Raw genomic sequence first — 20,614 nt, 5'->3', positions numbered from 1 at the left:
CCTCATGCCGACCTCCTGCTCCCCGGCAGGGGGTCAGTTCCTCATGCCGTCAGGGGGGGGCAGTTTGTCGTGTCGCCCGACACATGGCGCGTCGTCTGCAAGATCTCCAGCGAGGCCCTGGCCTGCACGAGATACTTCAGAACCGCCTTGTAGCGTTGCGGCCTCGCCAGGCCGGCCCTCGGATTGTGGATGATGAGGATGCGTCTTCCCACGCTGGTTCTGGGCCTTCGCGAGTGTTTTCACGCTGATGTGAGTGCGATCGAAGCAACGCCTCGCCGGCAAGGGGAAGATGCTACCTTCGCAAGGAGAGGAGGCCGAAGCCGATGACGGTTCCAACTTCGGCACTCGAGGGGGAGGTTGCGATCGGCGAGAAGCGGCTCGAGGGGATGCTCGAACTGCCGCCGAACCCGAGGGGGCTGGTCGTCTTCGCGCACGGGAGCGGCAGCAGCCGGTTCAGTCCGCGCAACAACCTTGTGGCTGGCCGGCTTCGGGAGAGGGGGTCCGGAACGCTGCTCTTCGACCTCCTCACGGATTCGGAGGCGCAGGACCGGCGGAACGTTTTCGACATACCGCTGCTGGCGGATCGAATGGCCGAGGCCGTCGAGTGGGCGCGCAGGGCGACCGAGACCCGGGACCTTCCGGTCGGGCTGTTCGGGGCGAGCACCGGGGCCGCGGCAGCCCTGGTTGCGGCGGCGAACCTGCCCGGTAAGGTGAGCGCCGTCGTTTCCCGCGGAGGCCGACCGGATCGTTCCGGAGATGCCCTCCCGCGGGTGAAGGTGCCGACGCTCCTGATCGTCGGCGGAGCAGACTACGGCGTTATCGCACTCAATGAGGCCGCCTTCGCCAGACTGGCTTGCAAGAAGGATCTCCGGCTCGTTCAAGGTGCCAGGCACCTGTTCGAGGAACCGGGCACTCTCGAGGCGGTGGTCGAGTTTGCCGCCGGTTGGTTCGAGGAGCACCGCGCCCCGCAGGGCGACGGCCAAAGTGGCTGACCGTCCGGCACGCCCCTTATGAGGGCGCGGCGCCAGAGGCGCTCGAGCTTGCTGTATGGATCCGGCTGCACTGGTTGGCACACTGAGCCAGCACTCAGGGGCAAAGCGATCCGCCATCCCCCGGCACCCTTCTGCCATCCCACCTCCGCCTTCTTCACTGCGGCAAGGGAACCCGCGACCGCTCCCGCAGGAGTCGTGCCCGAGCCGCGGGTTTCGCCGGAGAAATGTTCGCCCGGCAGTCCATGCGGTGCCTTCTTCGTTCCTAGCTCAGGATCAATACCCGATCGAGCTCAGCATTCGCTCTTCCCAGAGAAACGGGTGCAGCAGTCGCCCTCGGACCGGTTCGCGGGAGAGAGGAGATCGCCGTCAGCCGCGCCCTTCCGCATCCCGACCCGTCCGTTCAGTCCATGTCGACCTCACCTCGGGAGACCGTGAGAAGAGACCTTTCAGCAAAGGCGAGGTAGCGGTCTGCCTGCGGTTCCCACTGGTCGCGTCGGCGCCCGTCACGGTCGAGCAGGTGCGCCACCGCCAGGCGGGCGCGCAAGACGGCGCGGAAGGCCGCGTAGAGGCTGAAGAGTTCCGGCGTCATCGTATCCTTCAGTCGCCGCTCCACCTCGCGAACGAGACGAGGACCGAACCACGCTGCGCCGGCCACCGCAGTCTCCATCGAAAGAAAGGCGAGTTCCTGGAACGGGTCTACGAGACGCAGCTCGCGATCGAACTCCAGGCAGTCGAATATTGCGATCGGAGTGCAGAGACAGACATGCTCGGGGCGCAGGTCGCCATGACCCTCGACGAACCGACCGCTGTTCACGCGCTCCTCTATCGCAGATCGCTGCTCGACAAGCGCATGCTCGAGCCTAGCGAAAACACGGGTGGCGCGCTCGTGGTCGATCCGGAACTCCGGGCGCATGAGGATCTGCCGGTCCTCCCCGTGCTGCGCAACGAAGCGGCCATACATATCGGAGCTGTCCAACACAGGATGGTCGACCCGGGCGTAGAAGGCGCTGAGTACGCGTCCCAGTTGTTCAACTTCTTCGGCGCCGACGCTCCGGGCCGCGAGCAACCTGTCGAGCATCCTGTCGGCGGGAAGACGCCGCATCTCGACGAGCCAGTCGACGACGGTTCCCTCGCCTCCCAGGTGAAGGCGGTCCTGACCGTCGCTTACGAGGGGGCGGACTCCCCGATAGACGTCTGGCGCGAGACGGCGATTGAGCCTGACTTCTTCCCGGCAGTTCGCCTCGCGGGCGGCCAGCGTGGTGAAGTCCAGGAACGGGAAGCAGACCGGCTTCTTCAGCTTGTACGCAGTTTCGCCCGAAAGAAAGACGAATGACATGTGCGTTTCGATGACTGACACCTTATCCGGCCGGCGGGGATAAGCGTCCGGCGACCGGAGGAAGCTGACCTTGTCATCGATCGAAAGGGACATCGTGGTGACTGGTGCTAAGTCCCATTGGGGCCGGGTGTGCGGGGCCAGGATTCATGTGCGCGGGGCACTTCAATCAGGGCTTCCGACGCAGGCCTTGATCGCCTCGGCCACGAACGGTGCGATCGGAAGCACCTCGACACGTTTTTCGAGAACAGCTTTCGACAGCCGGAAGGGCGGCACGCTGTCGGTGACGTACAGACGCTCGATGGGCGACACCGAGATCGTTTCGTCGGCCTTCCCCGTGAAGAGGCCGTGCGCCGCGTAGGCCACGACCCGTTGAGCGCCCTGCGCGAGGCAGGCCTGGGCCGCGCGCGAGAGTGTCCCGCCGGTGCTCACGAGATCGTCGATGACGAGCGCCGTGGTCCCTGCCACGTCTCCGACCAGGAGCTCGCCCGTCACGACGCCCGCGCTCCGTCGCTTCTCGGCGAAGGCGGCTCTGACCGGCCTGCCCAGTTGTCCTTCCAGCGCCTCCCGGAAGAGCTGCGCCCGCTTCACGCCACCGGGATCGGGAGAAACCACCGAGAGCTCGTCGTTTCCGTAGCGCTCGGCGGCATGACCCGCGAAGAGTTCGCTCGCGGCGAGATGCACCGTCTGACAGCGGAAGGCGTTCTGGAATGCGGCGGGGTTGTGGACCTCGACGGTCATGACGAGGTCGATCCCGGCCGCCTCCATCAGCTGTGCGATGTACTTTGTCGTGACCGGGTCCCACGGCTTTGTCTGGCGATCCTTCCGGGCGTAGCAGAGATACGGAACGACTGCGGATATGCGCTGCGCACCGTGCTCGCGAAGGGCAGCACAGAAGAACAGGAGGCGGCACAACTTGTCGTGCACGGTGTCGCCCGGCTCGCCATAGAGGCTCTGGATGACGAACGTCTCCGAGCCGCGAACGCTTTCGAGAGGCCGAACCTTGTGCTCGCCGTCTTCGAATTCACGTTCCTCGTACTCTGCGAGGTTCATGCCGAGCCCGGCCGCGACCTCACCGCCGAAGCTCCCGCTGGCGCCAAGCGCAAACACCTTCATCACTGCAGTCTCCTTCCAGGTCGCCATGACCAAGACCTGCAACGAAAGCGTGGAGTCGCACGGTCCAACAGGCCTTGATTCAGCGCAAGGCGAGCGTCGAAGGACTATGGCAATCTGCACGCTGTGTCAGCGACCCGGGTGGAGATGATGACGACACTCGCGACCCTTCCGGAAGACCTGAAGCTCCTTTTCGACCGGCTCGACGTAACCGCCAATACCCCCGCGCTACGTGATGCTCTGGAGCACTGGCGGGAGGCGCGGGGTCAGAACGTCTTCCCGGCCGCCGGCGACCTCGATCTGCCGCACGCACGTGGTGCGTACGACAGGCTCTTCGTCCTCTTCCTGAGCGAAGGTGGTCAGGGAGAATGGGAACTCGTCTCCGGCGGCGCCGAGGCGCGGGCTCTGCTGATGCCGAGTGGTTCCTGGCCGAGACTGGACAAGTTCCGCAATGAGGGACTCGCGCTCCGCCTCAGGCGCCTGCTCGAACTCGTGCGGGAGAAAGGGGAACCGGTGGTGGCGAGCTTCTCGCTGGACGACGCGGTCGAGCACCAAAGCTACGAGCTCCTGGTGGCCCCGCTGTCGACAACAGGTGAGATGGTTGACGGCGCGTTGTGTGGCATCGGCACGGGCTGAACCGGAGCGGAATTCGCAGTCCACGGTCTATCGCTGGTTCATGCGGCTGCGCGACGACGGCGTCTTCGCGACGATGAACCACCACCTCATGATGCGCGACCGCGAGCGGACCGGCCGTGAAGCGAGCCCCTCCGCGGCGGTGATCGACAGTCAGAGCGTCAAGACAACGGAGGCCGGCGGCCCTCGCGGCCACGACGCCGGCAAGAAGATCAAGGGCCGCAAACGGCACGCCATGGTCGATACCGATGGGCGCCCGCTCGTGCTGCAGGCCCACACAGCCGCGACCCAGGACCGCGATGGCGCGGTGCCTCTGCTGAAGGCCTCGCGGAGGTCCTTCCCCTTCGTCGAGCGTGACTTTGCCGACAGCGCCTACGGCGGCGACCGCGTCGCCGAGGCGACCTCCATCACCATCGAGATCATGCGCAAGCATCCCGAGCAGGTCGGCTTCGCCGTGCATCCGCGGCGCTGGGTGGTCGAACGCCTGTTCGCCTGGCTCAACCGCAACCGCCGGCTCGCGAAGGATTTCGAGGCGTCGATCGCCTCGGCAGAAGCCTTCCTCCACGCCGCCTCCGTCATGCTCCTCGCACGAAGGCTGGCCCGGGCATCATGAGTTTCGAGACCGACTCTTAGATACCCAAGCCCGGTTCCCAAGCCCTACTCCGAACTCGACTGAAGTCAGTCTTCCCTGTGCGAGATGATGGCGCTAGAAGGCGCCCATGCTCCAGGTTCTCGCCCATCGCACCTACCGCCACCTGTTCGCTGCGCAGGTTCTCTCCCTCATCGGCACCGGCCTCACCACCGTCGCCCTCGGCCTCCTCGCCTACGACCTCGCTGGAGAGAACGCGGGCGCGGTGCTAGGGACGGCGCTGGCGTTGAAGATGGTCGCCTATGTCGGCATCGCTCCGATCGCGGGCGCCTTCGCCGACCGCGTGCCGCGGCGGAGCTTCCTCGTCGGCCTCGACCTGTGTCGTGCGTCGCTCGTGCTGCTCCTGCCCTTCGTGACGGAGATCTGGCAGATCTACGTCCTCGTCTTCGCCTTCCAGTCCTTCTCGGCGGCCTTCACGCCGACCTTCCAGGCGACGATTCCCGACATCCTGCCGGACGAGAAGGAATACACGAACGCGCTGTCGCTCTCGCGGCTCGCCTACGACCTGGAGTCGCTCCTCAGCCCGCTGCTCGCGGGGCTGCTCCTGACGATCATCAGCTATCACTGGCTTTTCATCGGCACGACGCTCGGCTTCCTCGCCTCCGCGGCGCTGGTCGTGTCCGTCGCGCTTCCGGCCGCCAGGGCCGTGGCGCATGAGGGCGGCATTTACCGTCGCATCACGCGCGGCATCCGCATCTATCTCGCGACGCCGCGGTTGCGCGGGCTCCTCGCGCTCAGCTTTGCCGTCTCCTCGGCGGGCGCGATGGTGATCGTCAACACGGTCGTCTACGTCCGCGAGGTTGTCGGGGGCACAGACCGCGACGTCGCGATGTTCCTCGCCGCCTACGGCCTCGGCTCGATGGTCGTCGCCCTGATCCTGCCGCGCCTGCTCGACCGCATCGTGGCGCGCACGGCGATGGTTGCGGGCGCCGTCATGCTCGGCGCGGTCCTCCTCGTCGCCTTCGCGCAGCCCCCCGTCGCGATGGCGCTCGCCCTATGGGCCCTCCTCGGCGCCGGCGCCTCGCTGATCCTGACGCCGTCGGGCCTCCTCCTGCGGCGATCCTCGCGCGCAGAGGATCGTCCGGCGCTCTTCTCCGCGCAGTTCGCGCTGTCGCACGCCTGCTGGCTCGTCGCCTATCCCGTGGCCGGCTGGATTGGAGCGAGCCTCGGTCTCGACGTCGCCTTCGTGGTCATGGCGGTCGGTGCCCTGATCGGTGCGGGCGCGGCCCTGGCGGTGTGGCCGAGCCTCGACCCGGACGTCATCGAGCACGAGCATCCGGAGATGTGGCACGACCACCCGCACGTCCACGACGAGCATCACCAGCACGCGCACGAGGGGCACGAGGGCGACGAGCCGCACCGCCACGGCCACCGGCACAAGCCGATGCGCCACGCCCATGTCTTCGTGATCGACGACCACCACCCTGTGTGGCCGAAGGCCTGATCGAGGTCGCGGAGCGCCATAGAGTCGATCGCCGCGCAGCCTCCTGTGGCGGCCGGAGGCCTGACGCTACACCGCCTTTCCCGCTCGGAAGGTCCGGGTCCGCGGCCGGAGGAGGACGAGGGCCGCGATCGCCGAGAAGGGCAGCATCCAGTCCTGCGGGATCCCGAGGAGGAATGCGGCGCTCCCTCCGATGAAGGCCCACAGGACCGGGATTGAGAATAGCCAGAAAGGTGGATTCGGTGCGATGAGCAACAGGACGCCGAAGGTGAAGATCGTCAGGGGGCACGGCGTCACGCCGAACATCGGCACCTGAGCAAGTTCGTGCCCCAGAACAATGCCGATGAGCGGATAGAGAAAGGCGGCGTAGAGAATCAGGAAATAGCCAACCGCGGCACCCGCACCGGTCGGCTTGAGAACATACCGCCCCGACAATCGTACCGCCCATACAGCGAACAGGCCGGCCTGAGCCAGAAAGGCGATGCCGAAGGCGCGCGCCAGAGGATTGATCTCCGAGAAGTGGACGAGGTGATAGGCGATCCCGGTCCAGGCCCACATGGCCGAAAGGATCCAGAACGGCAGGCTCACGGCGTGGTTTGCTTTCCGGAGCCCCGCCACGAGGGCGATCACCGCCAAGGCATAGGCAGCGATCACTGCAGGCCACAACGCCGCGTTATAGGCGGCAAAGACGTCGAGGAACTGCGTGCGGTCGAACGGAAGCATCGCTCTCGCTCCGATTGGGCAGTCCGGGGCCGGGGCGGGCGTGCCGAGCCCGATCATGCCGCTTCGGTCGATGGTCGTTCCGACATGCCGGCATCGCCTTGACCGAACTCAAAAGAACCCGTGCTTCACGGTCACCGACTGGTGCTCGGACCCGCGGCTCGATGGCGGAGATGTCGGCGGCTACGACCGAATCTCTCGTCGGGCAGCGGTAACAGCGGCGGAAACGCTACCGGGAATGCGCCTGATCGACGGGAAGGGTTCGGAGGGTGCGGAGCGGACCGCCGGTCCGCCCCGCACCGGATCGCGACGAACTAGTTCCCGTCGTTCCCGCGGTTCCAGCGCGGTCCCATCTCGTCCATCTCGAGCTGGCCGTCGCCGTTCTCGTCGAGATAGTTGAACATCCGGGCGTGCATCGACTGGAACTCCTCGAGCGACAGCTTCCCGTCGCCGTCGGTGTCCATCATGATGATCATCATCTGCGGCCCCATCATGCCGCCGCCCATCATCATGCCGGGACCCATCATGTCCGGTCCCCAGCCGCCGCCTCGACCCCAGCCGCGGCCCATCATGCCCCGTCCCCAGTTCTCCTCGTCCATCATCCACGGGCCCATGCCGCGCCCGCCGTGCCAGGGCATCATGCCCCAGCCGCCATAGGAACGGGCATCACCCTGCGGGCCCTGCTGACCCGGCTGGTCCTGCATCATGCCCTGGCCCTGCTGGTTCATCATCGAACCCTGGCCCGTCGTCTGCCCTTGCTGGGCCTGGGCCGTCGCCAGCCCGGCGGCGAGCGCGAGGGCAGAAAGGGAAAGCGTCGAAAGCTTGATCATCTTGATCTCCTCGAAAATGGTCTTGCGGCCGGTTCCGTCGGCCGGAACCGCTGCCTGTCCGAAATCGAACGACCCCGGAAGCGAACTTCCGGGGCCTGGTCAACCAAGCTTCGGAGGCGGCGCCGCAGGGGCGGAGATCACGTCGGGATGGGCTCGGGACGAGGCGCCAGATCTGGGAGCGGTGCACCGGTCCCTCGTCAGAACGACGGATGCCGGCGGCAGGAAGGCGGAGCATGTGGCATGGCCGGAATGCCCGAGGCAGCCGGCGTGCTCGGTCAGTGGCGCGCAGCCATGCCCGTGAGCCGAGGTGCTTTCATGCCCGGCACAAGGGCCGGACCCGGCGGACGGCTGAGCGTGGGCATGCACCGGAGCGACCGCGAGAAGAAACGCAAGGCCGACCAGCACCCCGAAGAGACGCTGAAGCGGTCCTCGGATTCGGAAGTTCGCCGGTCGGGAGGTCCGCTGCATCCTCTGCCATCCATGGCATGATCGAACAGGAGGGTCGCGCACTCACCGCGGCCGCGCAAGGTCGGGAGCAGTCCGTAGTGTCCCGGACATTGCACGGTCGCATGGTGACGGCGTATTGAGGAAGCATGCGGAGAGTCCTGCCAGCCCTGTTGGCCTTCATGCTCGCGGTGACATCCAGCTTCGGCTGGATCCCGTCGGGCCATGTCTCCGGCATGGACGCGACGGCTGCGGCCGATAACGTACATCTCGCCGAACCGGCAGGTCATGCCGACACCGCCGTCGATAGCTGCTGCACCGGCCTGGTCCACGCCGCCGACGGTTACCATTGCAGCTTTCACTGCGCTCCCGCGGTCTGGGGCACGTCCACGCTCCGGCGGATGAACCCGTCAGCGATCACCGCCCTCGCCGACATCGGCGCCGACGGGGCCGTTCCTCTCACGCCATTCCGCCCACCGGTCGTCTGACGCTCGCGCCGCTCGCGGCCCGCTCGGCCGCACTCGCCAGATCTCCAGATCCGGCGGCGTTGCGACTTCATGTTCGGCGTCCCCATGTCCGACCGCCGTTCCAAGACGGCGATCGGGGCCGGGGCTGTGCCGGCGGCAGGAACATCGCGCACGCCGCCACGAACGGTGGAACACCATGAAAGACACGACGAGACATTCCGGTGCCGCGCCTGCCAAGGCCGCGGGTGCCGTCCGACCCGCCCAGATGCATCACTGGATGATGTGGGCCTGCTGCCTCGCCATGCTGGCCGGCGCAGGCTTCATCGTCTACTCCGCGCCGCCCGGCCAGGCGCTGAGCGAAACGCTGCTGCTCGGATTGCCGCTCTTCGGCTGCCTTGCGATGCATTTCGCCCTCCACCGCCTGATGGGCAGGTCCTGCCACGGCGGTTCCGACACGAAGGAAGAGTCCCGATGACGCGCTTCACCCTCAATGGCCTCCTCGTCTCCGCCGGTCTCCTGATGGCTGCGTCATCGGCTCATGCGACCGAGACCAGGGAGATCACCGTGTTCAAGTCGCCGTGGTGCGGCTGCTGCGAGGTCTGGATGGAGGCGCTGCAGGATGCCGGCTATGCTGTCGAGACGCGGGATCTCGAGGACCTCTCGCCGGTGAAGCGGCAGGTGGGCGTGCCGGACGACCTGCAGTCCTGCCACACCGCGATGCTCGACGGCTACGCGATCGAGGGCCATGTGCCGCTTCAGGCGCTCGACAAGCTCCTCGCCGAACGCCCGGACGTGCGAGGCATAGCCACGCCCGGAATGCCGCAAGGTTCCCTCGGCATGGGCTACGACGAGGACGCACGCTACACGGTCTATTCGTTCTCCGCCGACCCGGAGCAGCAGCCCCGCGTCTTCTACGAGGCGGGAACGTGACCTCCGGTAGCCGCCGATGATGCCGACCGGCAATCGGGCGCTCGCGGCCGTGGCGATTGCCGCGGCCGCGGGTGCGATCGGCGCTTGGGCGCTGTGGCCGGAGCCCGAGCCTGCGAGCCTCTTGCGGCCCGGGGACCCACAGGTGGTGGCCGCCGGCGCTAAAGTCTACGCTGCCCAGTGTGCCTCGTGCCACGGGGCCGATCTGCAGGGCGAGCCCGACTGGCAGACGCGCGATCCGGACGGGCTCCTGCCCGCCCCGCCCCACGACGAGACGGGTCACACCTGGCACCACCCCGACGACCTGCTGTTCCGGATCACGAAGCACGGCGTCGCGGAGGCTGCGAACCTGGAGGGCTACGAGACGAGGATGCCTGCCTACGGGGGCATCCTGAGCGACGGGGAAATCATTTCCGTGCTGTCCTACATCAAGGCGCAGTGGCCGGCGGCGATCCGCCAGCGGCACGACCGGATGAACGAGCAGATGAAGTCGCAGTGATGGAAGGGAGATGGCCGTGGGTGCGAATTCTCGCCGGGCTCGCGGCCATCGCATTCCTCGTCGTCGGCTACCTGACGCTCGACCATGCGGGGCTGATCGAGCGCGTCGGCGACACCGAAACCTTGAAGAACACCGTCCGCGACCTGGGCGCTGCCGGCCCACTTCTGATCGTCGCCCTGATGACGCTGGCGATCGTCATGAGCCCTATACCCAGCGCACCGATCGCCCTGGCGGCCGGGGCCGCCTACGGCCACTGGTGGGGCACGCTGTGGGTCGCGATCGGTTCAGAGACGGGGGCGTTGATCGCATTCGGCCTCGCCCGATTCGTCGGGGGACCGGGTCTCGCAGGCTTGTTGGCCCGGCAGTCTTCGGCGACGTTCTTCGACCGCTTCCTGCACTCCCAGAACGCGCTGATGGCCGCCGTCTTCGCGAGCCGCCTCCTGCCCTTCCTGTCCTTCGACGTGATCAGCTACGCCGCCGGAGCGACGCCACTGAAGCTGTGGCGCTTCGCCGTGGCGACACTCGCGGGCATCCTGCCGGCAAGCTTCCTCCTCGCCCATTTCGGCGACGAACTCGGATCCGGCGACCTGAGGCGGGTGGGCCTGACGGTTCTCGCGCTGGGCGCCATCACGCTCCTGCCGCTGATGTGGAAGAGCCTGCCGCACCGTTGCCGGGAGGCGCTGGGGCGTGCGGTAGGGCTCCGCTGACGCCTAGACCACCTCGAACCAGGTCGTCATGCCTGCGGCGGCGTGTTCGAGCATGTGGCAGTGAAGAAGCCACTTGCCCGGATTGTCCGCCACGAACGCGATTTTCGTCGTCTGTCGCGGACCGATCAGGAATGTGTCGCGCCACGGCGCGCCCTCGTCGACGGTGCTGCCCGATCGCTCCACGACGCGGAAGTGATGGCCGTGGACGTGCATCGCGTGCGGGAAGACCGTCGCATTGTGCACCTCCACGACGATGCTCTCGCCGCCTGCCGCCGAGAAGAGCGGCTCCTCCGCGAGGTTCGCCACCCCGTTGAAGGCCCAGACCTGCCTCGTCCGCCGGAACGCCTCCCCCACCAGCGGCTCGCCCTTGTGGACGGCGTCGCCGATGTCGGCCATGGCACCGCCTCTCATGTCGAGCCGGACCTGCCGGGCCTTCTCGAGATCGGGTTCGGGGATCGCATTCGGGACGAGCCGCACCAGGTCCTGGCTGGCCGTTGCGTCACCCTCCACCACGAAGCGCACCGCCTCGACGCCCGCGCCGCCCGAAACTTCGGCGATGGAGAAGGAACCGCCGCGCCCCGGGCGCACGAGGAGGTCGACCCGCTGCGCCGGCCCAAGCAGCAACGGGGCGTAGCCGAGCCGCGCAGGCTCCGGCACGGCCTGCCCGTCATAGGCGAGCACCAACCCGCCGAAGCTGTCTGGGTCGAACGCCATGATCCGCGCGTTCGCGGCGTTGACGAGGCGAAGCCTGTAGGCCTCCCCGGCGCGCAGCGTGTACTCCGGCACGGAGGTGCCGTTCACGGTCAGCCAGTTGCCGAGCCGCCCGCCGTGCGCCCATTCGGCCAGGCTTCCGAGACTCGCCGTGTCTAGTGCGTCGCTTCCGTCGAGCCGCCAGTCGTCGAAGACGAGCGTGAGATCATGCTCACGGTCGAAGACCGGCTCGTCCTCCTCGACGATCAGGGGTCCATAGAGCCCGCGAGCCACCTGGTCCCAGCTCCTGGTGTGCGCGTGGTACCAGAAAGTTCCGGCGTCGGGGGCGACGAAGTCGTAGTCGAATGTGCCGCCCGGCGGCACGGGCGCCTGGGTCAAGTCCGGCACGCCGTCCATCGCATTGTCGATGCGGATGCCGTGCCAATGGATCGAGGTCGGCTCATCGAGCCGGTTGGTGAGGCGCACCTTCACCCGCTCGCCTTTTCGCACGCGGATCTCGGGGCCGGGCGCGACGCCGTTATAGGTCCAAAGCTCCGAGGGCACGCCCGGGTAGAGCGGCAGGGTCGTCCGTTCGGCGGCGAGTTCCAGGACATCGCTGGTCGCCTGGCCGAGCGCCAGTCTCGGCACCATCGCGACGACGCCGGCAGCCGCCGTCGCCTGAAGCAGTCCGCGTCGGGTGGTGATCGTCATCCGAAGGCCGTCTCCTATCCAATTCTCGACAAGGCATCCGCCACAAAAATGTCATTTGTCGGGTGGATCAGCTTCGCTATGAAAGGTGCCATGGTCCCGATTCGCCTCCTCGCAGCGATGCTCGTCGTGCTGGTCAGCCTGAACGGCTGGGCTGCGGTCGGGCACGCTTCCGTGGGCGCGTCGTCTATGCACGCGGCCTCGGCAGGCGTGGAGGAGCACTGCGACAAGCAGGGCCACGGCACCGAGCCCACCTCGCTCGGCGACGCGCACATCTGCTGCTCCGCCGTTCTCTCTGCGGCCGTCATGCCCGCCCAGGACTGTTCCCGTCCCCTCTGGGCGTCGGCGCTGATGCTGCGCCCGGCGGCACCGGACACCCCTGCCGGGCTTACGCAGCCCACCCTTCCAAGACCTCCCCGAGCCTGACGCTCCGCACACCGCCGGTCGTGTCACACCGGCGGACGGACAGGCGTGCCCGGCATCGCTGACGTCGCAGCCGCCTGAGGAGGCCTGCAGCCACTTCTCCTTCGATTGATCTGCTTCAGGAGAAGTTGCCGCTGCAGGCGAAGAGACCATCGCCACCCTCGGCTCGAGGACGGGCACCCACTCGGAAGGGTACTCATGAAACTGCCCCTATTGCTGGCGTTGCCCGCGCTCGTCGCCGGCTGCGCCTCCGTGCCCCCCGCCCCGCTGGTGGCGAACCCGCTGGCGGCCGGGAACAGCTCCTTCACCCGCACCTACGTGCCCGCGACGGGCGGCTACGTCTCGAGGCGGCCCGTTGAGCCGTCGGACTGGCGCTCGATGAACGAGCGCGTGGCTCCCGGGGGAACGGCACGATGAACGACGCACCGTCAAAGGCGCGGCGGCACACGGCCACGCCGAAGCGCTTGATGCGCTCCCTCGCGGTTTCCGCGATGCTCATCTCCCTCGCGGGCTGCGCGACCTGGAGCGAGGACGGCGGCTTCGGCGCAGTGGCACTCGTCGCCAGTTCGGAACTCGGCGCCACGCCCGCCCGCATCTCCACGCCCGAGGCCGCCGTCGCCGCCGACGCGACGACAAATTCGCTGCTCGGCCGGCCGCTGACGGCCGACTCCGCCGTGCGGGTGGCGCTCCTGAACAACCGGGGGCTCCAGGCGGCTTATAGCGAACTGGGCCTGGCGGAGGTGGACCTCGTCCAGGCGGGTCTGCCGCCCGCCCCGACCGTCTCGGTCGGGCGGGTCGCCGCGGGCGGCGCCATGTCGGAGATCGAGCGCCAGGTCGTGGTGAACATCCTTGCGCTCGCCACCCTGCCGCAGCGCAAGCGGATCGCCGCGGAGAGGTTCAAGGCGGCGCAGCTCGCGGCCGCGGTGGCGACGCTGGAGACTGCGGCGGAGGCCCGGCGCGCCTTCTACCGCGCCGCTGCAGCCCACCAGACCGTCCACCTGCTCGAGCGGGCGCAGAACTCTGCCGAGGCCGCCTCCGACGTGATCTCGGAGCTCGGGAAGACCGGCGCCGCGCCCAAGGTCGACCAGGCGCGGGAGCACGCCTTCTTCGCGGAGGTCACCGCCCAGCTCGCCCAGGCCCGTCTCGCCCATGCGCGGGCGACGGAGGCCCTGGCCCGAGCGCTCGGCCTGTGGGGGGCGCAGCTCGACATGCTCAAGGAGCCGACCTCCCTTCCAGCACTTCCGCCGCGGCCGCTCGCGCCTCGGGACGTCGAGACGGAAGCCCTGCGGCGCCGGCTCGACCTGCAGATGGCGCGGATCGAGCTCGACGCGCTGGCCGACAGTCTCGGGCTCGAGCAGTCGACCCGCTACGTCGACCTGGTGGAGATCATCGGCATCTCCGCGACCGAGAGGGAGACGGTGATCGAGCACGGCGAGAGGGAGACGGAGAAGACGGACATCACGGGCATCGAGCTCGAGCTCCAGGTGCCGATCTTCGACTTCGGCGAGACCCGCGTCCGCCGGGCGCGCGAAACCTACCTGCAGGCGATCCACCGGATCGCGTATCTCGGCGTCAACGCGCGGTCCGAGGCCCGGGAAGGCTACAAGGCGGTGCGCGCGACCTACGACATCGCGCGGCTCTACCGGGACGAGGTCGTGCCCCTGCGCAGGCTCGTCACCGAGGAGAGCACGCTGCGCTACAGCAGCATGATCGACGACGTCGGCGACCTCCTCGCCGACGCCCGCGCGGCGATCCAGTCGAACGTCGCCGCCACCGAGGCCCTGCGCGACCACTGGCTCGCCACCGTCGACTTCCACATGGCTCTCGCGGCCGGAGGCGGCGGCGCCTCGGCGGGCGCAGCCTCCGTCGCCTCCGCCCCGGCCGATGCCGGCGGCGCCGGCCACTGATCAAGGGAGATCACCATGAGCCCAACGATATCGAGACGCGGTCTCATCACCGCCGGCGCCGGCGCCCTCATGGGTGCCTCGCTCGCCAGGCCGGCCCTGTCGCGCGGGCTGCCGGAGGCCCCGACCATGGCGGAGGCGACCATGCAGGCCCCGCTCGTTCCGGCGGAGGGGGCGGACTACACCCCCGTCGCCACGCTCAACGGCTGGACCCTGCCGTGGCGCATGAAGGACGGATGGAAGGAGTTCCACCTCGTCGCCGAGCCGGTCGTCCGCGAGTTCGCCGACGGGATGAACGCCCATCTCTGGGGTTATAACGGCCAGTCGCCCGGCCCCACGATCGAGGCTGTCGAGGGCGACAGGGTGCGGATCTTCGTCACGAACCGCCTGCCGGAGCACACGACCATCCACTGGCACGGCATGATCCTCCCGAGCGGCATGGACGGCGTCGGCGGACTGACGCAGCCGCACATCCCGCCGGGCAAGACATTCGTCTACGAATACACGCTCACGAAGAGCGGCACCTTCATGTACCACCCGCATTCGGACGAGATGGTCCAGATGGCGATGGGCATGATGGGCTTCTTCGTCGTCCATCCGCGCGATCCCGCGCTGCACAGGGTCGACCGGGACTTCGTCTTCCTCCTGAACGCCTTCGACATCGAGCCGGGCTCGTACGTGCCGCGCGTGATGGAGATGACCGACTTCAACATGTGGACGATCAACAGCCGGGTCTTCCCCGGGATCGACCCGCTGGTCGTCGGCAAGAACGACCGCGTGCGGGTCCGCGTCGGAAACCTCACCATGACGAACCACCCCGTGCACATGCACGGCTACGACTTCGAGGTGACGTGCACGGACGGCGGATGGGTGAGGCCCGAGGCGCGCTGGCCGGAGGTGTCGATCGACGTCCCCGTCGGTGCCATGCGCGCCTTCGAGTTCGACGCCGTCCACGAGGGCGACTGGGCGATCCACTGCCACAAGTCGCACCACACGATGAACGCCATGGGCCACGGGATAAAGACGTTCATCGGCGCCGATCTCAGGCGCTCGACGGCCCAGATCCGCAAGCTCGTGCCGGACTACATGCCGATGGGCCACGACGGCATGGGCGCCATGGGATCGATGGAGATGCCGGCCCCCGACAACACGCTGCCGATGATGACCGGCTGGGGCCCGTTCGGCCCGATCGAGATGGGTGGCATGTTCACGGTCGTGAAGGTCCGCGACGGCCTCGCAAAGGACGACTATTCCGATCCGGGCTGGTTCGACCACCCGGAAGGGACCGTCGCGTACGAGTGGACCGGCGATGTCGCGCCGGTCGAACGCCAGGGCTGAAAAAGGAGAGACGCCTAGATGAGCTTTAAACTGAGCACCTACGTCGCCGCTGCCGGCCTCGCATTGCTTGCGGGCACGCCCGCCCTTGCGGCGGGAAGCCACAGCGCCTCGGGCGAGCCCGGCAAGGCGGAGAACGTCGATCGGACTGTCACCGTGAAGGCCGACGAGACCCAGGACGGCATGGTCTTCGAGCCGTCGTCGATCGAGGTCGAGAAGGGCGAGACGCTCCGCATCGTCATCGAGAACGTCGGAGACCTCGAGCACGAGCTCTATCTCGGCACTCACGAGGAGGTCGAGAAGCACGCGGAGCAGATGAAGAAGATGCCGGAGATGGAGCATGCGGAACCCAACTCCGCCCGTGTCGATCCCGGCCACCAGGACGAGGTGATCTGGCAGTTCACCAAGAGCGGCGCATTCACCTTCGCCTGCCTGATCCCCGGCCACATGCAGGCGGGCATGTTCGGCGAAGTCACGGTCACGGACGAGCAGGCAAGCCAGTGACATTGAGATGGAAAATCAGACGATGAAGAGAACTCTCGCAGCAGCAGCCCTCACCATTCTGGCGGCCACCTCGGCGTATGCCCAGGCGACGCTCGCCGAGGGCGAGGTCACGAAGATCGATGCCAAGCAGGGCAAGATGACCGTCCGTCACGGCCCGATCCCGAGCCTCGACATGACGGACGGCATGACCATGGTCTTCCGGGTGAAGGAAGACGCCATGCTCGAGCAGGTGAAGTCGGGCGACAAGATCGCCTTCGACGTCGAGCGCATCAACGGTGCGCTCACCATCACCGTCCTCGAGAAGCAGTGACGCGAGCGGGCGCGGGGGGAACGGCCTCCCGCGTCCCTTCCGGCCAGACCACACGTGAGGGAGCCTCGCATGTCGACGGATCATTCAGCGCACCAGGGTCAACATGGCGGAACGGGCGGCCACGGGCACTCGCATCACCGAGAGGACGCCGTCGTGGATCAGGGGGAGGTCAGGGATCCCGTCTGCGGGATGTCGGTGGATCCTCACACCACGAAGCACCGGGCCGAGCACCACGGCCAGGCCTTCTACTTCTGCTCCGAGGGCTGCCGCACGAAGTTCGAGGCGGCCCCTGACCGCTACCTGCAGCTCAAGGAGGCCGTGGCCGCGGACGTTCCGGAAGGCACGATCTACACCTGCCCGATGCATCCGCAGATCCGGCAGGTCGGGCCGGGGAGCTGCCCGATCTGCGGCATGGCGCTCGAGCCCGAGATCGTGACGGCCGACGAGGGCCCGAGCGAGGAGCTGCGCGACATGACGCGCCGCTTCTGGATCGGCCTCGTCCTGTCCCTGCCGCTGCTCGCCCTCGAGATGGGCGGCCATTTCCTGGGCCTCGACCACATCGTCGAGCGCCGGACCTCGAACTGGCTGCAACTCCTCCTCGCGACGCCGGTCGTCCTCTGGGCGGGCTGGCCGTTCTTCGTGCGCGGCTGGAACTCGATCGTCGCCCGCTCGCTCAACATGTTCACGTTGATCGCGATGGGCACCGGCGTCGCCTGGGCCTACAGCGTGGTGGCGACGGTCGCGCCCGGCATCTTCCCGGACGCCTTCAGGGCGGAGGATGGGTCCGTCGCCGTCTATTTCGAGGCGGCGGCCATCATCACCGTTCTCGTGCTCCTCGGTCAGGTGCTCGAGCTGCGTGCGCGCGAGCAGACGTCTGGGGCGATCAAGGCACTCCTGAACCTGGCGCCGGCGACCGCCCGGAGGATCGGCGACGACGGTGCGGAAGAGGAGGTCCAGCTCGACAGGGTGGCGGTCGGCGACCGGCTGCGCGTGCGCCCGGGCGACAAGGTCCCGCTCGACGGCGAGGTTCTCGAAGGGCGCTCGAATGTCGACGAGTCGATGGTGACGGGGGAGCCCCTGCCTGTCACGAAGACTGCGGGCGCGAAGGTCATCGGCGGCACGATCAACGGCCAGGGCAGCTTCGTCATGCGCGCCGACAAGGTCGGCGCCGACACGATGCTCTCGCAGATCGTCCAGATGGTCGCGAAGGCCCAGCGCTCGCGAGCCCCGATCCAGCGTCTCGTCGACGTCGTCTCCTCCTGGTTCGTGCCGGCCGTCGTGGTCATCGCGGTGATCGCCTTCATCGTGTGGTCGTTCTTTGGCCCAGCTCCCGCGATGGCCTTCGGCCTGATCGCCGCGGTGAGCGTCCTCATCATCGCGTGCCCCTGCGCGCTCGGGCTCGCGACGCCGATGTCGATCATGGTCGGCGTCGGGCGAGGCGCTGAGGCGGGCGTCCTCATCAAGAACGCCGAGGCGCTCGAGCGGATGGAGAAGGTCGACGTCCTCGTCGTCGACAAGACCGGCACGCTCACCGAGGGCAAGCCGCGCGTGACGGAGGTCCTGCCGGGGGAAGGGTTCACGCAGGATGAGGTCCTGCGCCTCTCGGCGAGCCTCGAGCAGGCGAGCGAGCATCCGCTGGCGGCCGCCATCGTCGCGGCGGCCAGGGAGAAGGAGATCGCGCTCGCCCCCGTGGAGGAGTTCGACTCCCCGACCGGAAAGGGCGTGGTCGGGAAGGTGGAGGGACGGGACGTGGCGCTCGGCAGTTCCCGCTACCTCCGCGAGCTCGGCGTCGACGTCGGCAGCCTGGAGGCCCAGGCGGACGAGCTGCGTGCCGACGGGGCGACCGCCATCTTCGCCGCGATCGACGGCAGGCTGGCGGGCATCGTCGCGATCGCGGACCCGGTCAAGGAGACGACGCCCGAGGCGATCCGAGCCCTGCACGACGAGGGCATCAGGATCGTGATGCTGACGGGCGACAACCACACGACCGCCGAGGCGGTGGCAAGGAGGCTCGGGATCGACGAGGTCCGGGCCGAGGTTCTTCCCGAGGACAAGGGCAACATCGTCGCCGCTTTCCGCGAGGAAGGCCGCGTGGTCGCCATGGCGGGCGACGGCGTGAACGACGCTCCGGCGCTGGCCGCGGCCGATGTCGGCATCGCCATGGGCACGGGCACCGACGTCGCGATGGAGAGCGCGGGGGTGACGCTCCTGCGCGGCGACCTGATGGGCATCGTCCAGGCCCGGCGGCTCAGCCAGGCGACGATGAGCAACATCCGCCAGAACCTGTTCTTCGCCTTCGTCTACAACGCAGCCGGCGTTCCGGTCGCGGCGGGTGTCCTCTACCCCTTCCTCGGCATCCTCCTGTCGCCCATCATCGCGGCCGCCGCGATGGCGCTGTCGTCCTTCAGCGTCATCATGAACTCGCTGCGCCTGAGGCTGGCGAAGATGTGAGGCTGGGAGACGGCAAAGCCACAGGAAGCGCTTAGACACCAACATGAGGATTCGAATCCATGCAGATGATGGACGGCATGAACGGCATGGGGTGGATGATGGGCGGGATGGGCCTGGTCGGGCTCCTGGTGCTCGCCCTCCTGGTGCTCGGCGTCGCGGCGCTCGTGAAGTACCTGATGAGCTGAGCCGTAGCCGAGGCCGCCCCTACATGACGAGCGAGAGGGCCCAGATCACCGATCCCCGGGTCCGCAAGCTCGCCGACGAAATCATCGAGGCGCAGGAGCGCGAGATCGCCGAGATGCGCTACCTCATCGGCGACATCGAGCTTCGCGACGATGCGGCTCCGCCGGAAATCTTCGAGGGCGACGAGACACCGGAAGTCGCCTCGCTCCAGGAGGCCTTGAGCCGGACCGTCATTGCAAGGCTCGACCCCGAGCCGATGCCGCACGCCGAGGCCGACGACGTCGTGCCGCCCGACAACCCCGACTGCGAGTTCGTCCGCACGGCGGCGAGCGATCCGATTCTCGTCGCGCGGGCTGGAGCGAGCGGGCCGGCGCAGGGCGTGATGAAGCTCAACGGCGAACTGATAGCCCTGCGGTCCGAAGGGAGCGACGGCTTCGACACGCTGCTCGCAGGTCCGACCATGACGGCGGACGGCGTCACGATGGCGGTCCGTCATCTCCCGGACGAGGAGCCGGAGACGGAAAATGGACGGCAGGAGTGGAAGGCAGACCTCGTCTTCGAGCTCGAGCAGGGGCTGACGGTCGGCTACCGCGGCTTCTACCGCTGCGGGGGATGATCGAACCGTCGCGGTACTGCAAGCAATGGACTGTTCGCGGAACGTCCGCTCAGCAGAGCCAGTCGAGAGCGGCGGAAAGATCGGGATGGGCGCAACCCGGAAATGATCTCCTCCGCCGTCATCGATCGTCCGACGGCGGCGTCCCCCTGTCCTCGTCCGGCGGGTCGAGTGAAGCGATGAAGTTGCGCACGTAGTCGCGTGCAAGGCCGATGGCGCCATCCGGGTGCGGTGCAACCAACTCGACCCCGACGTCTGCATGATCGAGCGCAACCTCGACGATGCCGACCCGCCGTTCCTCGACGCCCGGCTCGATCGCGAGCAGGACCTCGCCGGCGTCGGCCTCGTCGAGCAGGGTGCGGAATACCTCGTACAGCCGGACGCGGTCGGCCATGCCTTGCGGCAGCAGCCTGCCCCAGCACGAGACCGGATGCGGCTCCCGCGGCCAGGCCCTCTCCCCTTGCTCGGGTGGATCGTCGAGATTCTCGGGGACGACGGCCCACCCGTACCCGTCCGGGCGGAGCTGGATGACGACGGTGCTCATGCTGGTCCTGCGGGCTTACCGTAGCCGTCCGGTGACGCGGGGTTCGTGAGGTCGCTGTCGTCGTCCAGATTTCGTCGCTGATTTCGCAATCGGTTTCGAAGTTAGGCTAGGCCTCCTGACCAGGTTCCGAGGTGGTCATGGCAGCACTTGAGGACAAGGTGATCCTGGATCCGGTTTCCGGCCTCGGAACAGCG

General features: G+C 67.8%; 23 protein-coding genes and 1 pseudogene. 17 read left to right on the top strand and 7 right to left on the bottom strand.

Annotated features, from left to right (window positions below):
- Positions 1-41: 41 nt before the first annotated feature.
- Complete coding sequence (locus tag N177_RS21695; RefSeq protein ID WP_023432889.1) at positions 42-212, bottom strand: hypothetical protein; 171 nt, start codon at positions 210-212, stop codon at positions 42-44.
- Positions 213-323: 111 nt separating this feature from the next.
- Here N177_RS21695 and N177_RS13350 point away from each other — a divergent pair, with 111 nt between their 5' ends.
- Positions 324-992 (top strand): dienelactone hydrolase family protein, encoded by a 669-nt coding sequence (locus N177_RS13350; RefSeq protein ID WP_023432888.1) that lies wholly within the window; start codon positions 324-326, stop codon positions 990-992.
- Between the two features lie 400 nt (positions 993-1,392).
- On the opposite strand, the gene N177_RS13345 is transcribed toward N177_RS13350, so the two are convergent.
- Positions 1,393-2,421 carry a hypothetical protein gene (locus N177_RS13345; RefSeq protein ID WP_023432887.1) on the bottom strand — a complete coding sequence of 343 codons (1,029 nt, stop codon included), beginning with the start codon at positions 2,419-2,421 and terminating at the stop codon, positions 1,393-1,395.
- 69 nt (positions 2,422-2,490) lie between these two features.
- Positions 2,491-3,441 carry a ribose-phosphate diphosphokinase gene (locus tag N177_RS13340; RefSeq protein ID WP_040485795.1) on the bottom strand — a complete coding sequence of 317 codons (951 nt, stop codon included), beginning with the start codon at positions 3,439-3,441 and terminating at the stop codon, positions 2,491-2,493.
- A gap of 147 nt (positions 3,442-3,588) precedes the next feature.
- On the opposite strand from N177_RS13340, the gene N177_RS13335 reads away from it, so the two are divergent.
- From N177_RS13335 to N177_RS13325, 3 genes and pseudogenes are all read left to right on the top strand, one after another.
- Positions 3,589-4,074, top strand: a complete 486-nt coding sequence (locus N177_RS13335) for a hypothetical protein (RefSeq protein ID WP_040485794.1) — start codon at positions 3,589-3,591, stop codon at positions 4,072-4,074.
- A gap of 16 nt (positions 4,075-4,090) precedes the next feature.
- Positions 4,091-4,684: pseudogene (locus N177_RS13330) on the top strand (IS5 family transposase); the annotation flags it as partial.
- 106 nt (positions 4,685-4,790) lie between these two features.
- Positions 4,791-6,164, top strand: coding sequence for an MFS transporter (locus N177_RS13325; protein ID WP_023432883.1), 1,374 nt, complete (start codon positions 4,791-4,793; stop codon positions 6,162-6,164).
- Between the two features lie 66 nt (positions 6,165-6,230).
- On the opposite strand, the gene N177_RS13320 is transcribed toward N177_RS13325, so the two are convergent.
- Positions 6,231-6,884 carry a DUF6064 family protein gene (locus N177_RS13320; RefSeq protein ID WP_023432882.1) on the bottom strand — a complete coding sequence of 218 codons (654 nt, stop codon included), beginning with the start codon at positions 6,882-6,884 and terminating at the stop codon, positions 6,231-6,233.
- Positions 6,885-7,195: 311 nt separating this feature from the next.
- Positions 7,196-7,711, bottom strand: a complete 516-nt coding sequence (locus tag N177_RS13315; protein WP_023432881.1) for an EF-hand domain-containing protein — start codon at positions 7,709-7,711, stop codon at positions 7,196-7,198.
- 617 nt (positions 7,712-8,328) lie between these two features.
- On the opposite strand from N177_RS13315, the gene N177_RS13305 reads away from it, so the two are divergent.
- The 5 genes from N177_RS13305 to N177_RS13285 all read left to right on the top strand — a co-directional run bounded on the left by N177_RS13305 (position 8,329) and on the right by N177_RS13285 (position 10,755).
- Complete coding sequence (locus N177_RS13305; RefSeq protein ID WP_023432879.1) at positions 8,329-8,643, top strand: hypothetical protein; 315 nt, start codon at positions 8,329-8,331, stop codon at positions 8,641-8,643.
- 175 nt (positions 8,644-8,818) lie between these two features.
- Positions 8,819-9,097 (top strand): hypothetical protein, encoded by a 279-nt coding sequence (locus N177_RS13300; RefSeq protein WP_023432878.1) that lies wholly within the window; start codon positions 8,819-8,821, stop codon positions 9,095-9,097.
- Positions 9,094-9,552, top strand: a complete 459-nt coding sequence (locus N177_RS13295; protein WP_023432877.1) for a DUF411 domain-containing protein — start codon at positions 9,094-9,096, stop codon at positions 9,550-9,552. The genes N177_RS13300 and N177_RS13295 overlap by 4 nt, the downstream gene beginning before the upstream one ends.
- Before the next feature lie 19 nt (positions 9,553-9,571).
- Positions 9,572-10,048, top strand: a complete 477-nt coding sequence (locus N177_RS13290) for a c-type cytochrome (protein ID WP_040485804.1) — start codon at positions 9,572-9,574, stop codon at positions 10,046-10,048.
- A gap of 20 nt (positions 10,049-10,068) precedes the next feature.
- The gene (locus tag N177_RS13285) at positions 10,069-10,755 is read left to right on the top strand and encodes a TVP38/TMEM64 family protein (protein WP_023432875.1); all 687 of its coding nucleotides are present in this window, start codon (positions 10,069-10,071) and stop codon (positions 10,753-10,755) included.
- 3 nt (positions 10,756-10,758) lie between these two features.
- Here N177_RS13285 and N177_RS13280 read toward each other — a convergent pair whose 3' ends face one another.
- Entirely contained in the window at positions 10,759-12,156 is a 1,398-nt protein-coding gene (locus N177_RS13280; protein ID WP_023432874.1) for a multicopper oxidase family protein, read from the bottom strand.
- 618 nt (positions 12,157-12,774) lie between these two features.
- Here N177_RS13280 and N177_RS13270 point away from each other — a divergent pair.
- The 8 genes from N177_RS13270 (at position 12,775) to N177_RS22330 (ending at position 19,879) form a co-directional block, all read left to right on the top strand.
- Positions 12,775-12,993 (top strand): hypothetical protein, encoded by a 219-nt coding sequence (locus N177_RS13270; protein ID WP_040485789.1) that lies wholly within the window; start codon positions 12,775-12,777, stop codon positions 12,991-12,993.
- Positions 12,990-14,483: a TolC family protein gene (locus N177_RS13265; protein ID WP_023432872.1), complete on the top strand. Its 1,494-nt coding sequence runs from the start codon at positions 12,990-12,992 to the stop codon at positions 14,481-14,483. The genes N177_RS13270 and N177_RS13265 overlap by 4 nt, the downstream gene beginning before the upstream one ends.
- Positions 14,484-14,498: 15 nt before the next feature.
- Complete coding sequence (locus N177_RS13260; RefSeq protein ID WP_023432871.1) at positions 14,499-15,818, top strand: multicopper oxidase family protein; 1,320 nt, start codon at positions 14,499-14,501, stop codon at positions 15,816-15,818.
- 18 nt (positions 15,819-15,836) lie between these two features.
- Positions 15,837-16,319, top strand: coding sequence for a cupredoxin domain-containing protein (locus N177_RS13255; RefSeq protein WP_023432870.1), 483 nt, complete (start codon positions 15,837-15,839; stop codon positions 16,317-16,319).
- 22 nt (positions 16,320-16,341) lie between these two features.
- A complete protein-coding gene (locus tag N177_RS13250) occupies positions 16,342-16,629 on the top strand; it encodes a copper-binding protein (protein ID WP_152527922.1) in 288 nt (95 codons plus the stop codon).
- Between the two features lie 69 nt (positions 16,630-16,698).
- Positions 16,699-19,080 (top strand): heavy metal translocating P-type ATPase, encoded by a 2,382-nt coding sequence (locus N177_RS13245; protein ID WP_023432868.1) that lies wholly within the window; start codon positions 16,699-16,701, stop codon positions 19,078-19,080.
- Positions 19,081-19,139: 59 nt separating this feature from the next.
- The gene (locus tag N177_RS22255) at positions 19,140-19,265 is read left to right on the top strand and encodes a hypothetical protein (protein WP_023432867.1); all 126 of its coding nucleotides are present in this window, start codon (positions 19,140-19,142) and stop codon (positions 19,263-19,265) included.
- A 23-nt stretch (positions 19,266-19,288) separates the two neighbouring features.
- Positions 19,289-19,879, top strand: a complete 591-nt coding sequence (locus N177_RS22330) for a DUF305 domain-containing protein (protein ID WP_023432866.1) — start codon at positions 19,289-19,291, stop codon at positions 19,877-19,879.
- 118 nt (positions 19,880-19,997) lie between these two features.
- On the opposite strand, the gene N177_RS13235 is transcribed toward N177_RS22330, so the two are convergent.
- Positions 19,998-20,420: a hypothetical protein gene (locus N177_RS13235; protein WP_023432865.1), complete on the bottom strand. Its 423-nt coding sequence runs from the start codon at positions 20,418-20,420 to the stop codon at positions 19,998-20,000.
- Between the last annotated feature and the right edge of the window lie 194 nt (positions 20,421-20,614).

The organism is Lutibaculum baratangense AMV1 (assembly GCF_000496075.1).
Taxonomy (GTDB): domain Bacteria; phylum Pseudomonadota; class Alphaproteobacteria; order Rhizobiales; family Tepidamorphaceae; genus Lutibaculum; species Lutibaculum baratangense.
Note: the sequence above shows the minus strand (reverse complement) of the source record. Positions and strands in the feature narration are given on the sequence as shown.

Coding starts and splice junctions, on each gene's coding strand:
- N177_RS13350 (WP_023432888.1), top strand. CDS start 324: ATGACGGTTCCAACTTCGGCACTCGAGGGGGAGGTTGCGATCGGCGAG.
- N177_RS13345 (WP_023432887.1), bottom strand. CDS start 2,421: ATGTCCCTTTCGATCGATGACAAGGTCAGCTTCCTCCGGTCGCCGGAC.
- N177_RS13340 (WP_040485795.1), bottom strand. CDS start 3,441: ATGAAGGTGTTTGCGCTTGGCGCCAGCGGGAGCTTCGGCGGTGAGGTC.
- N177_RS13335 (WP_040485794.1), top strand. CDS start 3,589: ATGACGACACTCGCGACCCTTCCGGAAGACCTGAAGCTCCTTTTCGAC.
- N177_RS13325 (WP_023432883.1), top strand. CDS start 4,791: ATGCTCCAGGTTCTCGCCCATCGCACCTACCGCCACCTGTTCGCTGCG.
- N177_RS13320 (WP_023432882.1), bottom strand. CDS start 6,884: ATGCTTCCGTTCGACCGCACGCAGTTCCTCGACGTCTTTGCCGCCTAT.
- N177_RS13315 (WP_023432881.1), bottom strand. CDS start 7,711: ATGATCAAGCTTTCGACGCTTTCCCTTTCTGCCCTCGCGCTCGCCGCC.
- N177_RS13300 (WP_023432878.1), top strand. CDS start 8,819: ATGAAAGACACGACGAGACATTCCGGTGCCGCGCCTGCCAAGGCCGCG.
- N177_RS13295 (WP_023432877.1), top strand. CDS start 9,094: ATGACGCGCTTCACCCTCAATGGCCTCCTCGTCTCCGCCGGTCTCCTG.
- N177_RS13290 (WP_040485804.1), top strand. CDS start 9,572: ATGCCGACCGGCAATCGGGCGCTCGCGGCCGTGGCGATTGCCGCGGCC.
- N177_RS13280 (WP_023432874.1), bottom strand. CDS start 12,156: ATGACGATCACCACCCGACGCGGACTGCTTCAGGCGACGGCGGCTGCC.
- N177_RS13270 (WP_040485789.1), top strand. CDS start 12,775: ATGAAACTGCCCCTATTGCTGGCGTTGCCCGCGCTCGTCGCCGGCTGC.
- N177_RS13265 (WP_023432872.1), top strand. CDS start 12,990: ATGAACGACGCACCGTCAAAGGCGCGGCGGCACACGGCCACGCCGAAG.
- N177_RS13260 (WP_023432871.1), top strand. CDS start 14,499: ATGAGCCCAACGATATCGAGACGCGGTCTCATCACCGCCGGCGCCGGC.
- N177_RS13255 (WP_023432870.1), top strand. CDS start 15,837: ATGAGCTTTAAACTGAGCACCTACGTCGCCGCTGCCGGCCTCGCATTG.
- N177_RS13250 (WP_152527922.1), top strand. CDS start 16,342: ATGAAGAGAACTCTCGCAGCAGCAGCCCTCACCATTCTGGCGGCCACC.
- N177_RS13245 (WP_023432868.1), top strand. CDS start 16,699: ATGTCGACGGATCATTCAGCGCACCAGGGTCAACATGGCGGAACGGGC.
- N177_RS22255 (WP_023432867.1), top strand. CDS start 19,140: ATGCAGATGATGGACGGCATGAACGGCATGGGGTGGATGATGGGCGGG.
- N177_RS22330 (WP_023432866.1), top strand. CDS start 19,289: ATGACGAGCGAGAGGGCCCAGATCACCGATCCCCGGGTCCGCAAGCTC.
- N177_RS13235 (WP_023432865.1), bottom strand. CDS start 20,420: ATGAGCACCGTCGTCATCCAGCTCCGCCCGGACGGGTACGGGTGGGCC.